Genomic DNA, 12,637 nt, shown 5'->3' with positions numbered 1-12,637 from the left:
GTAGGCGACGACCTCGAACTGCTTGCCCGAGAAGTTCAGCCGCATCCCGTGGGTGAGGTGGCCGCCGTGCGCCAGGTCCAGCCCGAGGATGGTGTCCCCGGGCTGGGCCAGGGCGAACAGGGCCGCCTGGTTGGCGGAGGCACCCGAGTGCGGCTGGACGTTGGCGTACTCGGCGCCGAAGAGGTCCTTCACCCGGTCGATGGCGATCTGCTCGGCGACGTCGACGTGCTCGCAGCCGCCGTAGTAGCGGCGGCCCGGGTAGCCCTCGGCGTACTTGTTGGTGAGGACCGAGCCCTGCGCCTCCATGACCGCCACCGGAGCGAAGTTCTCCGAGGCGATCATCTCCAGGGTGGACTGCTGGCGGTTCAGCTCGGCGTCGACGGCGGCGGCGACGTCCGGATCCAGCTCGTGCAGGGGTGTGTTCAGAAGCGACATGCGTACGACCTCGTCTTCTCAGCCGGCGGTGTGGGCGACGTACTCGTCGGCGGAGAGCAGGTCGTCCGGCTCCTCCGCGACGCGTACCTTGAACAGCCACCCGCCCTCGAACGGGGCGGTGTTCACCAGCGACGGGTCGCTCACCACGTCCTCGTTGATCTCGGTGATCTCACCGGAGACCGGCGAGTACAGGTCGCTGACCGACTTCGTGGACTCCAGTTCGCCACAGGTCTCGCCCGCGGTCACCGTGGAGCCCACCTCGGGGAGCTGGGCGTAGACGACATCGCCGAGCGCGTTCGCCGCGAACTCCGTGATGCCGACCGTCGAGACGCCGTCCTCGGCGACCGACAGCCACTCGTGCTCCTTGCTGTAGCGCAGCTGCTGGGGGTTGCTCATGGCCTGAATTCTCCTGTACGCGAGGGAGTGGTGATGAAGGGGGGACTGCTGAAACCGCTGTTGAGCAGCGCGAATGTGCCCAGTGTCACGCGCGGGGGCGGGCGACCTCGCGCCCAGTGTCTACTTCTGGCGCTTGTAGAACGGCAGCGCCACGACCTCGTACGGCTCGTGGCTGCCCCGAATGTCCACGCCGACCCCGGGGGTGCCCGGCGCGGCGTACATGGCGTCGACGTACGCCATCGCGATCGGCCGGCCCAGCGTGGGAGAGGGAGCGCCGGAGGTGACCTCGCCGACCACCTTGCCCTCGGCGACCACGGGGTACCCGGCGCGGGGGACACGCCGGCCCTCGGCGATCAGGCCGACGAGGACGGGCGGCTCGTGGTTGGCGTTCTCGGCGGCCTCGCGCAGGGCCGCGCGGCCCACGAAGTCGCCCTTGTCGTACTTCACCACCCGCCCGAGGCCCGCGTCGTAGGGGGTCAGCGCCGTGGAGAGCTCATGCCCGTACAGCGGCATGCCCGCCTCCAGGCGAAGCGTGTCCCGGCAGGACAGCCCGCAGGGCACCAGGCCGACGCCCTCGCCCGCCTTGGTCAGCGCCTGCCACAGCTCGACCGCGTGCTCCGGCTTCACGAACAGCTCGAAGCCGTCCTCGCCGGTGTACCCCGTACGGGCGATCAGCGCGGGAACCCCGGCGACCGTGCCGGGCAGGCCCGCGTAGTACTTCAGGCCGTCGAGGTCGGCGTCGGTGAGGGAGGCCAGGATGCCGGGCGACTCGGGGCCCTGCACGGCCAGCAGCGCATAGGCGTCCCGGTCGTCGCGCACTTCGGCGTCGAACCCGGCAGAACGTTCGACGAGCGCGTCCAGGACCACCTGGGCGTTGGAGGCGTTCGCGACGACCAGGTACTCGGTCTCACCCAGGCGGTAGACGATCAGGTCGTCGAGGATGCCGCCGTCCTCGCGGCAGATCATGGTGTAGCGGGCACGACCGACGCCGACGCTCCCGATGTTGCCCACGAGGGCGTAGTTCAGCAGGGCCGCGGCCTGCGGGCCGGTGACGGTGATCTCGCCCATGTGGGAGAGGTCGAAGAGGCCGGCCTTCGTACGGACGGCGAGGTGCTCGTCGCGCTCGGAACCGTAGCGCAGGGGCATGTCCCAGCCCGCGAAGTCGGTCATCGTCGCGCCGAGCGAGCGGTGCAGGGCATCGAGCGCGGTACGGCGCGGTCCGGTGGTGGGGCTGCTGCTCATCGGTTTCTGCTCCCAGGGCATGACAGGCGACAGGCGAGGAAAGTCCTCCCCATCTGTCATCGGAACCTGAGAGGTTCACCACGACCGTACGTACCGGTGGTCGTGACTTGCACCGTGGGTGGAGCCGCCCCCTGCGGAAGAGAGGTACGGCCCGCTTTTCAGATGTGCCTCGCCCACGCGGTATCTGGGCCTGAGAGATTCAAGGGAGGGACTTGCTCCTTCGGCGCCCCAGCGATCGACTGCTGAGAGCTCTCCCGCGCGGGTTCAAGCGGCCGGTATGCAGTTGGCGCGGACATCATTGCACGCATCGACGCGGGGCGGCAGGGGGACCTTTCACAGGTGGGGGACGACGCAGCACAGACAGACACAGCGGTCCGTAGCACTCTTGTGGCAGTACGAGGACTGAACCAGGAGGGATCGGGCATTACCTTCTCTTTACAGTCTGTGGGGATGGGACCTCCATCCCCTGGGGAGGACGATCACGGTGAACAGGACCACGGCGTACGCGACGACCTCGGGCATCGCGGTGCCCAAGCAGCCCGTCGCCCCGGCCGGTGCGGCGTGCGGCCCGTTCCCGAGGGCGGTCGTCCGCGACCTCCGGGAGCGTTCCGGGCGCAGTCCCCACGAGCTGTCCTTCGGGCCGGACGACCTGGTGGTCGTCACCGGCCTCCCCGGCAGCGGCAAGTCGACCCTGATGCGGCGGGCCGTGCCCGGCACCCGCATCGACTCGCAGGACACCCGCGACCGCTTCGACGCCCGCTTCGCCCCTCATCTGCCGTACGCGGTCTACCGCCCCTTCGTGCGCCTCGCGCACTACGCGGGGCTGCGACGCGCCCTCCGCTCGGGGGAGGGCGTCGTCGTGCACGACTGCGGGACGCAGGCGTGGGTGCGCAGCTGGCTCGCCCGCGAGGCCCGTCGCCGGGGCGGCACGCTGCACCTGCTGTTGCTCGACGTCACTCCCGGTGAGGCCCGGGACGGACAGCGGGAGCGGGGCCGGGGGGTCTCCCGGTACGCGTTCGCCCGGCACCGGGAGGCGATGACCCGGCTGCTGCGGGCGGTGGAGAAGGGGAGACTGCCCCAGGGGTGCGGGGCGGCCGTTCTCATCGACCGGGCCGCCGCCGACGTCCTGAAGCGGATCGACTTCCCGCGCTCCTGAGGGGCGCGCCCCCGTCCCGGGAGCAATTAAGGTGCAGGGACAACAGCATCACGGAGCAAAGCGGTAGGCAGCAGATGGACTTCCCGGCGGACTTCCCGGCACAGGCGTATCCCCATGGGCACGGCGGATGGCCCGGCAACGAGCTGGAGGAGGTGCTGTCCGCCTCGCTCGGGGTGCCCCAGGCCGGGGCACGGATCGTGGAGGTGCTGGCCCGCAGCTTCGTCTGGGTGCCGCTGCCGGAGGGCGGCGGCCCGCGGAGCGGTCAGCTCGACCTGCCGACCATGGAGTTCGACGGGCAGGCGTACGTGCCCGTCTTCAGCTCCGAGGAGCAGTTCCGCCAGGTCGTCGGCAACCACATGTCGTACACGATCGCCCCGGCCGTCGAGTTCGCGCGCGGCCTGCCCCCGCAGATCGGGCTCGCCCTGAACCCCGACGGTGTCGTGGGCATCCCGCTGCCGCCGCCCGCCGTGGCCGAGCTGTGCCGGGCCGGGCGGACCCCGCTGGACGGATCGGCGAGCGGCGCCCGGGTCCGCCTCTTCGAACCGGACTGGCAGGACGACCCGGTGGACTTCCTGGCCGCGGCCTCCGCCGAGTTCGCCGGCACCGGAGTCGTCCTCTCCGCCCGCCGCTGCCTCGCCACCATCGAGACCGCCGACCCCGTGATGTTCATCGGCGTCGAACTGGTCTCCTGGGAGGCCGACCGCTCCCTCCCCCTCGCCGCCCTCGGCCGGGCCCTCACCAAGGCTCCCGTCCCCTGGCCGGTCAACATGGTGTTCCTGGACGTGACCCAGGACCCGGTGGGCGACTGGCTCCGCGAAAAGGTACGGCCGTTCCACCAACAGGGCTACTGACCACCGAGCCCCGAAGGGGCGCGGGGCGGTGTCCCTGCGCGGCTCCGCCGCGCGGGCGCGACCAGCCACGACGCACCCGCGGCCCGCGATGCACCACAACCCCCGAGCCCTGACCGGCTCGACCTGTCCACCACCTAAGCTGTTCCTAAAACCAAGGTCCAACACTGAAGGGCGGCCAACGTGAGCGGCAGCGGCCAGGTCGAGCACATGCTGCGCCAGGTGACGCCCGGGCGTTACGACGCCTACGAGGCGCTGCTGCGTGCCCTGGCCACCTCGTCCTCCGGGCAGATCTGGATGCTGCTCTGGCACGGCCAGGCCGGCTCCCCGGACGCCCAGTACGGGAACATGGAGGTCGACGGGTTCAACTACGCCCCGTGCGTGACCTCCGCCCAGGAGCTCTCCGCCAGTGGCTGGAACCGCAGTTACGAGGTGGTCGACGGCCTCGACGTGGCCCGCACCCTCTACCCCGACCACTACGGCCTCTGGCTCAACCCGCACGCCCCGGGCGGCGGCGTCGGCATCCCCTGGCTCGACCTGCGCCGGATCGCCACCGGCCTGGAGCGGCAGCCCGCCGGCCCCCTCAGACTGTCCGAACCGGCCATCGAGATCCCGCAGTTCTACGCCCTGCTGACGCAGAACGCCCACCGCACGCCCGCCGTGCGCGCGTTGCGCCGCGCCTGGGTGCAGCCCGCGCTCGGCGCGCCGTACCTGGCCATCGGCCTCGACGTGTACGACACCTCGCCGCCGGCCGTCGACTCGGTGCGGGCGATGATGCAGCAGTCCATCGGCGCGGTCCCGGACGGTCTGCCCGTCTCCACCGTCGCCATGTCCGACGAGTACGACCCGGTAGCCATGTGGCTGCGCGCGGGCGCGCGCCCCTTCTACGACCGCGAGGCACACGCCCCGGCCCCGGCCCAGGCCCCGGCGGCCGGGTACGGCTACCCGGGCCCCCCGTCGTACTGACCCGCCGGGGCCTCGACCGAACAGGAACCACGTTCGCTCGCGCACCGTTTCCCGCATTTGTTCTCCGCTCGGGCGTGCGGCCGTCCGCGCTCCCACGAAGTACCGGTGCGAGCACCTGGCTCGAAAGACTCGATTCCCCCAAAGGACCCTTGAGTTTGCACAGGTGAATAGTGGGCGGCCGGCCGGTGTGCCCTCGAGGTCTGCCGGTGTGCCCTCGGGGTCCACCCGGGGTGACTCGGACGCGTCCTCCGGCAGCTGGACGCGGACTTCTCCTCGATCCATTCTTCGCGCGTAGATGACGACGGATAGTTGTGAATGCTGGCACTCTGTCCGTTACGTCCCAACTGGCCCGCGTCCGAGGGGCGTTACCCGCTGTTCGGATAACGGAATCCCCGGCGCCGCATCACGGTTGTGCATACTTTCTTCGCCAGGCCTGGCGGGTGATCGCGGCGACGTTGAAGACTCCCCCACGTCAGACGCGGGATCGACGGATCCCGTGATCGATGGAAAGTCGACAAAGCCGTAATCCGCGGCGGGTGTAGGCCGGTTACCGCCGGCGAGGAGGGTCGGGTCACTGTGACCGCACCGATCGAGACCACTGGGGCGCAGACCGACGCTCAGCCCGAAGCCGTGCTGGAAGGTGTCGAGGCCAAGAAGATCGAGGGCCGTTCCCTCGGCCAGATCGCCTGGACCCGCTTCAAGCGCGACAAGGTGGCGGTCGCCGGCGGCATCATCGTCGTCCTGCTGATCCTGATCGCAGCCCTCTCCCGGCCGTTGCAGTCGATGCTGGGCCTCGACCCCAACGCGTTCAACCAGGACCTGATCGACCCCAACACCTCCCTCCCCAAGGGCGACTTCGGCGGGATGAGCTGGGACCACCCGCTCGGCGTCGAGCCGAAGTTCGGCCGCGACATCCTCGCCCGCATCCTGGAGGGCTCCTGGGTCTCGCTGGTGGTGGCCTTCGGCGCGACGATCCTGTCCAACGCCATCGGTGTGGTGCTCGGCCTGGTCGCCGGCTACTACGGCGGCCGGGTCGACACGATCGTGAGCCGGCTGATGGACACGTTCCTCGCGTTCCCGCTGCTGCTCTTCGCCATCGCCATCTCCGCCACGCTCCAGGGCGGCGCCTTCGGCCTCGAAGGACTGCCGCTGCACATCACGGTGCTGATCTTCGTCATCGGCTTCTTCAACTGGCCGTACATGGGACGCATCGTGCGCGGTCAGACCCTGGCGCTGCGCGAGCGGGAGTTCATCGACGCCTCGCGCGGGATGGGGGCGGGCGGCCCGTACGTCCTGTTCAAGGAACTGCTGCCCAACCTCGTCGCGCCGATCATCGTCTACTCGACCCTGCTCATCCCGACCAACATCATCTTCGAGGCGTCGCTCAGCTTCCTCGGGGTCGGGATCCAGCCGCCGCAGGCCTCCTGGGGCGGCATGCTCAACCAGGCCGTCGACTTCTTCGAGGTCGACCCGCAGTACATGATCGTTCCCGGCCTCGCGATCTTCATCACGGTGCTGGCCTTCAACCTCCTCGGTGACGGCCTCCGGGACGCCCTCGACCCCCGCAGCCGCTGACGTCTGCGGTCTGTCGTCCCACACAACTGTCCAACTACGAAGGGGAAACCGACCATCATGCGAAGGTCAGCAATGGCCGCGGTCGCGGTTGCGAGCGCCGCCGGTCTGCTCCTGTCCGCCTGCAGCAAGGCGGATGACGGCACGGACACCCCCAAGGGCGCCGGCGCCAACGCCGCGACCAAGGGTGTCGTCAACGAGTCCACCCACAAGGGCGGCACGGTCACGTACGCCAGCTCCGACGCCCCGGAGTCCCTCGACCCGGGCAACATGTACTACGCGTACGGCTTCAACTTCAGCCGTCTCTACGCGCGTCCGCTGATGACGTTCAAGCCGGCCGCCGGTGAGGCGGGCAACGAGATCGTCCCGGACCTCGCCGAGGGCAAGGGCACGCCCAGCGACGGTGGCAAGACCTGGACGTACAAGATCCGTCAGGGCGTCAAGTACGAGGACGGCACCCCGGTCACGTCCAAGGACGTCAAGTACGCCGTGGAGCGCTCGAACTTCGCGCGTGACGTGCTCTCGCTCGGTCCGAACTACTTCCAGCAGATGCTGAACGACCCGAAGAAGTACAAGGGTCCCTACAAGGACAAGAGCGACAAGGGCATCTCGTCCATCGAGACCCCGGACGACCAGACCATCGTCTTCAAGCTGAACAAGCCGTTCTCCGAGTTCGACTACCTGGCCACCATGCCGCAGACGGCTCCGGTGCCCCGGGACAAGGACACCGGCGTCGACTACACCAAGAAGGTCGTCTCCACCGGCTCGTACAAGTTCGAGAAGTACGAGGAGGGCAAGCAGATAGTCCTCGTGCGCAACGACCAGTGGGACGCCAAGACGGACCCGCTGCGCAAGCAGTACCCGGACAAGATCGTGGTGAACCTGAAGGTCAACAAGGCCACCATCGACAAGGACGTGATGGCCGGCGACACCATGATCGACATCCAGGGCACCGGTGTCGACCAGCAGACGCAGGCGCAGATCCTGAAGGACAAGGACCAGCTCGCCAACACGGACAACACGCCCGGCGGCCGTCTTGTCTACACGGCCATCAACACCAAGGTGGCGCCGTTCGACAACGTCGAGTGCCGCAAGGCCGTGGAGTACGCGATCGACAAGGTCGCCGTGCAGACCGCGATGGGCGGCCCGTACCGCGGTGACATCGCCTCCACCGTCCTGCCCACGGACGTCTCGGGCTACGAGAAGGCCGACATGTACGCCACCCCGGACAACAAGGGTGACGTCGCCAAGGCCAAGGAGCACCTGAAGGCCTGCGGCAAGGAGGGCGGCTTCAAGACCTCCATCTCCGCCCGCACCGACCGTCAGGGCGAGGTCGACGCGGCCACCGCGATCGTCGAGGCGCTGAAGAAGGTCGGCATCCAGGCCGACATCAAGCAGTACCCGTCGGGCAAGTACTTCTCCGACTACGCGGGTGTGCCGACGTTCAACAAGAAGAACGACATCGGCCTGATCATGATGCAGTGGGGCGCCGACTGGCCCACCGGCTACGGCTTCCTGCAGCAGATCGTGCACGGCAAGGCCATCGGCCAGTCCGGCAACACCAACCTGTCCGAGCTGGACGACCCGGCGATCAACAAGCTGCTCGACGACGCGATCGGCAACACCGACGAGGCCGCCCGCACCGCCGCGTACACCGAGGTCGACAAGAAGGTCATGGAGCAGGCCGCCATCGTCCCGCTGACCTACTTCAAGGTCCTGCTGTACCGCTCGCCGAACGCCACCAACCTGGTGTCGTCCGCGGCCTTCAGCGGTCAGTACGACTACCTCAACATCGGTACCACGGAGAAGAAGTAGCCCCGGAAGGCAGGTGAAGGCATTGGCGCCCGCGGGTGAGCACACCCGCGGGCGCCGGCGCCGGTCCTCGTGATCTCGTACATCATCCGCCGGACGATCGCGGCGGTGATCCTGCTGCTCGTCGTCACCGCGGTCACCTTCGGCATCTTCTTCATCCTGCCGAAGCTCGCCGGGCAGAGCATCGACCAGCTGGCACAGCAGTACATCGGCAAGAACCCCACGCCCGAGGACATCGCGGCGGTCAAGCGGAACCTGGGTCTGGACCAGCCGGTCTACGAGCAGTACTGGAACTTCCTCAAGGGGATCGTCTCCGGTGCCACGTACGACCTCGGACCCACCACGGTCCGCTGCGACGCGCCCTGCTTCGGCTACTCCTTCAAGGACCACCTGGAGGTCTGGCCGCAGCTCACCAGCCGCCTGCCGGTGACCATCTCGCTCGCGTCCGGTGCCGCCGTGCTGTGGCTGCTGGGCGGTATCGCGGCCGGTGTCATCTCGGCCCTCAAGCCCGGGTCGATCTTCGACCGGGCCGCCATGGGCGTGGCCCTCGCGGGCGTCTCCCTGCCCATGTTCTTCACCGGTCAGCTGGCCCTGCTGCTGTTCAGCTACCAGCTGGAGATCTTCGGCAGGACCTACGTCCCCTTCACCGAGAACCCCTCGCAGTGGGCCAACACCCTCTTCCTGCCCTGGTGTTCCCTGGCGCTCCTGTACTCGGCCATCTACGCCCGGCTCACCCGCTCGGGCATGCTGGAGACGATGAACGAGGACTACATCCGCACCGCGCGTGCCAAGGGCCTGCGGGAGCGCAACGTGGTCGTCAAGCACGGTCTGCGGGCCGCGCTGACCCCGCTGGTGACCGTCTTCGGCATGGACGTCGGCCTGCTCCTCGGCGGTGCCCTCATCACCGAGACCGTCTTCTCCCTGCACGGCATCGGTGAGTACGCGGTCCAGTCGATCAGCGCCAACGACCTGCCCCCGATCCTCGGGGTGACCCTGCTCGCGGCGTTCTTCGTCGTCTTCATGAACCTTGTGGTGGACCTGCTGTACGCCACGATCGACCCGCGGGTGAGGCTCTCGTGACCGAACTGTCCAAGACCGGGGCCGCCGTCGGCGAGCCCGCACGCGCCGGGGACGCCCCCGAGGCGTTCCTCGAGGTGCGCGACCTCAAAGTGCACTTCCCCACCGACGACGGCGTGGTCAAGTCCGTCGACGGCCTCTCCTTCCAGCTGGAGAAGGGCAGGACCCTCGGCATCGTGGGCGAGTCCGGCTCCGGCAAGTCGGTGACCTCGCTCGCGATCATGGGCCTGCACCGTCTCGGCGCGCGCGGCAAGAACGTGCGGATGTCCGGCGAGATCTGGCTCGACGGCAAGGAGCTCGTCGGGGCGAGCCCCGACGAGGTGCGCCGGCTGCGCGGCCGCGACATGGCGATGATCTTCCAGGACCCGCTGTCCGCGATGCACCCGTACTACAAGGTCGGCAGCCAGATCGTGGAGGCGTACCGCGTCCACCACGACGTCAGCAAGAAGGTCGCCCGCAAGCGCGCCATCGAACTCCTCGACCGCGTCGGCATCCCGGAGCCCCACAAGCGGGTCGACGGCTACCCGCACGAGTTCTCCGGCGGTATGCGCCAGCGCGCCATGATCGCCATGGCCCTGGTCAACAACCCGGAACTGCTGATCGCCGACGAGCCCACCACCGCGCTCGACGTGACCGTGCAGGCGCAGATCCTCGACCTGATCCGGGACCTGCAGAAGGAGTTCGGCTCGGCGGTCATCATCATCACGCACGACCTCGGCGTGGTCGCCGAGATCGCCGACGACATCCTCGTGATGTACGGCGGGCGCTGTGTGGAGCGCGGTCCGGTCGACGACATCTTCCACCAGCCCCAGCACCCCTACACCTGGGGCCTGCTCGGTTCGATGCCGCGTATCGACCGCGCCCAGACCGACCGGCTCATCCCGGTCAAGGGCCAGCCGCCGAGCCTCATCAACGTCCCCTCGGGCTGCGCCTTCAACCCGCGCTGTCCCTACGCGGACGTCCCCAAGGACAATGTCACCCGCACCGAGCGCCCCGACTTGCGCGAGGTCGGCGGCCGGCACTTCACCGCCTGCCACCTCTCGCAGGAGGACCGCACGCGGATCTGGACCGAAGAGATTGCGCCGAAGCTGTGAGTGAGACTGAGACCGGGGCCAAGACCGGGAGCGGGGCCGCCGTGCCGGCCCCGCGCGCCGACGCCGACGAGAAACCGCTGCTCAGGGTCGAGGGCCTGGTCAAGCACTTCCCCATCAAGAAGGGCCTGCTCCAGCGGCAGGTCGGGGCGGTCAAGGCCGTCGACGGCATCGACTTCGAGGTCCGCCGGGGCGAGACCCTCGGCGTGGTGGGCGAGTCCGGCTGCGGCAAGTCGACCATGGGCCGGCTCATCACCCGCCTCCTCGAACCCTCCGGTGGGAAGGTCGAGTTCGACGGTACGGACATCACGCACCTGAAGACCGCCGGCATGCGCCCGCTGCGCCGCGACATCCAGATGATCTTCCAGGACCCGTACGGTTCGCTGAACCCCCGGCACACCATCGGCACCATCGTCTCGGCGCCCTTCAAGCTGCAGGGCGTGGAGCCCGAGGGCGGGGTGAAGAAGGAGGTCCAGCGCCTCCTGGAGCTGGTGGGCCTGAGCCCCGAGCACTACAACCGCTACCCGCACGAATTCTCCGGCGGCCAGCGCCAGCGCATCGGCATCGCCCGCGCGCTCGCCCTCAAGCCCCGGATGGTCGTCGCGGACGAGCCGGTCTCGGCGCTCGACGTGTCGATCCAGGCCCAGGTCGTCAACCTGATGGACGACCTCCAGGACGAGCTCGGCCTGACGTACGTGATCATCGCGCACGACCTCTCCGTCGTCCGCCATGTCTCCGACCGCATCGCGGTGATGTACCTCGGCAAGATCGTCGAACTCGCCGACCGGGACTCGCTGTACGCGGCGCCGATGCACCCGTACACCAAGGCGCTGCTGTCGGCCGTGCCGATCCCGGACCCGTCGCGTCGGGGAGCCAAGAGCGAGCGCATCCTGCTCAAGGGCGACGTGCCCTCGCCGATCGCGCCGCCGAGCGGATGCCGCTTCCACACCCGCTGCTGGAAGGCCACCCAGGTCTGCAAGACCACCGAGCCGCCGCTCGCCGAGCTGAAGCCGGGCCAGCGGGTCGCCTGCCACCACCCGGAGAACTTCGAGGACCAGCAGCCGCAGGACGTCGTCCTGCTGACGGCCGCGAAGGAGGCGGGGGAGCTGGTGCCGGACGCGGTGAAGAAGGCGGAGGCGCCGGCTGCACCGCAGGCACCGGAGGTCCCCGAGCGGCCGGAGGAGCCGGAGGAACCGGAGGAACCGGAGGAACCGGAGGAGCCCGAGGTTCCCCAGGAGCCGGAAGCGCCCAAGGAACCGGAAGCGCCCAAGGAGCCCGAAGGACCCACGAAGCCCGGTAAAGACTGACGCCAGACGGTGTGCGCCTTGTATTGCAAGGCGCACACCTGTTTGCGAGGCAGAATGTACGGGTGTCCCCGTACCCGCTCGACCTGATCGGCATCTTCGTCTTCGCCATCTCCGGCGCGCTGCTGGCCGTCCGCAAGAACTTCGACATCTTCGGCATCGCCGTCCTCGCCGAGGTCACCGCGCTCGGCGGCGGCCTGTTCCGAGACCTGATCATCGGCGCCGTGCCGCCGGCCGCCTTCACCGACCTCGGCTACTTCCTCACTCCGCTGCTCGCCGCCCTCCTCGTCTTCTTCCTGCATCCGCACGTGGAGCGCATCCAGACGGGCGTGAACGTCTTCGACGCGGCCGGCCTCGGCCTCTTCTGCGTCGCGGGCACGACGAAGGCATACGACTACGGGCTCGGCCTGACCGCCTCCGCCACCCTCGGCCTCGCCACGGCGGTCGGCGGCGGTGTGCTGCGGGACGTCCTCGCCAACGAGGTGCCCTCCCTGCTGCGCTGGGACCGCGACCTGTACGCCGTGCCCGCGATGGTCGGCGCCGGGCTGGTCGTCCTGTGCATCAGCCAGGACGCCCTGACCCCCGTCACCTCCGCCCTCGCCGCGATCACGGCCTTCGTCCTGCGGCTGCTGGCGATGCGCTACCACTGGCGGGCCCCGCGGGCGTGGAACCGGCGGTCGTCGGCGGTCGAGGGTGAGGCATAAAGCTACCGCTTAGTAATGAGCTGATGTACGGTTC

At 69.0% G+C, this 12,637-nt stretch carries 11 protein-coding genes, 1 pseudogene and 1 riboswitch; of the genes and pseudogenes, 9 read left to right on the top strand and 3 right to left on the bottom strand.

Annotated features, from left to right (window positions below; all coding sequences use genetic code 11):
* From P1P70_RS13450 to gcvT, 3 genes and pseudogenes are all read right to left on the bottom strand, one after another.
* Positions 1-435, bottom strand: a pseudogene (locus P1P70_RS13450) (serine hydroxymethyltransferase); the annotation flags it as partial.
* Between the two features lie 18 nt (positions 436-453).
* Entirely contained in the window at positions 454-831 is a 378-nt protein-coding gene (gene gcvH, locus P1P70_RS13445; protein WP_045562486.1) for a glycine cleavage system protein GcvH, read from the bottom strand.
* A 120-nt stretch (positions 832-951) separates the two neighbouring features.
* On the bottom strand, positions 952-2,073 hold the full coding sequence (gene gcvT / locus P1P70_RS13440; protein ID WP_319237057.1) for a glycine cleavage system aminomethyltransferase GcvT: 1,122 nt from the start codon (positions 2,071-2,073) through the stop codon (positions 952-954).
* Positions 2,074-2,241: 168 nt separating this feature from the next.
* A riboswitch (glycine riboswitch) is annotated at positions 2,242-2,340 on the bottom strand.
* Positions 2,341-2,557: 217 nt separating this feature from the next.
* Between gcvT and P1P70_RS13435 the strand changes: the two genes are divergently transcribed.
* From P1P70_RS13435 to P1P70_RS13395, 9 genes are all read left to right on the top strand, one after another.
* Positions 2,558-3,229 (top strand): AAA family ATPase, encoded by a 672-nt coding sequence (locus P1P70_RS13435; protein WP_319237056.1) that lies wholly within the window; start codon positions 2,558-2,560, stop codon positions 3,227-3,229.
* 74 nt (positions 3,230-3,303) lie between these two features.
* A complete protein-coding gene (locus tag P1P70_RS13430) occupies positions 3,304-4,080 on the top strand; it encodes an enhanced serine sensitivity protein SseB (protein ID WP_319237055.1) in 777 nt (258 codons plus the stop codon).
* Positions 4,081-4,287: 207 nt separating this feature from the next.
* Complete coding sequence (locus P1P70_RS13425) at positions 4,288-5,043, top strand: enhanced serine sensitivity protein SseB C-terminal domain-containing protein (protein WP_319237060.1); 756 nt, start codon at positions 4,288-4,290, stop codon at positions 5,041-5,043.
* A gap of 576 nt (positions 5,044-5,619) precedes the next feature.
* On the top strand, positions 5,620-6,618 hold the full coding sequence (locus P1P70_RS13420; protein WP_319237054.1) for an ABC transporter permease: 999 nt from the start codon (positions 5,620-5,622) through the stop codon (positions 6,616-6,618).
* A 57-nt stretch (positions 6,619-6,675) separates the two neighbouring features.
* Positions 6,676-8,430: an ABC transporter substrate-binding protein gene (locus tag P1P70_RS13415; RefSeq protein ID WP_319237053.1), complete on the top strand. Its 1,755-nt coding sequence runs from the start codon at positions 6,676-6,678 to the stop codon at positions 8,428-8,430.
* Positions 8,431-8,499: 69 nt separating this feature from the next.
* Positions 8,500-9,507, top strand: coding sequence for an ABC transporter permease (locus tag P1P70_RS13410; RefSeq protein WP_319237052.1), 1,008 nt, complete (start codon positions 8,500-8,502; stop codon positions 9,505-9,507).
* Positions 9,504-10,598 (top strand): ABC transporter ATP-binding protein, encoded by a 1,095-nt coding sequence (locus P1P70_RS13405; protein WP_319237051.1) that lies wholly within the window; start codon positions 9,504-9,506, stop codon positions 10,596-10,598. The genes P1P70_RS13410 and P1P70_RS13405 overlap by 4 nt, the downstream gene beginning before the upstream one ends.
* Positions 10,595-11,902 (top strand): ABC transporter ATP-binding protein, encoded by a 1,308-nt coding sequence (locus tag P1P70_RS13400; RefSeq protein ID WP_413471465.1) that lies wholly within the window; start codon positions 10,595-10,597, stop codon positions 11,900-11,902. Before P1P70_RS13405 ends, P1P70_RS13400 begins: the two co-directional genes overlap by 4 nt.
* 62 nt (positions 11,903-11,964) lie before the next feature.
* A complete protein-coding gene (locus P1P70_RS13395) occupies positions 11,965-12,603 on the top strand; it encodes a trimeric intracellular cation channel family protein (RefSeq protein ID WP_319237050.1) in 639 nt (212 codons plus the stop codon).
* Positions 12,604-12,637: the final 34 nt, after the last annotated feature.

Source organism: Streptomyces sp. MB09-02B, from assembly GCF_033794485.1.
Lineage (GTDB): Bacteria > Actinomycetota > Actinomycetes > Streptomycetales > Streptomycetaceae > Streptomyces.
This window is presented reverse-complemented; position numbering and strand designations above follow the sequence as displayed.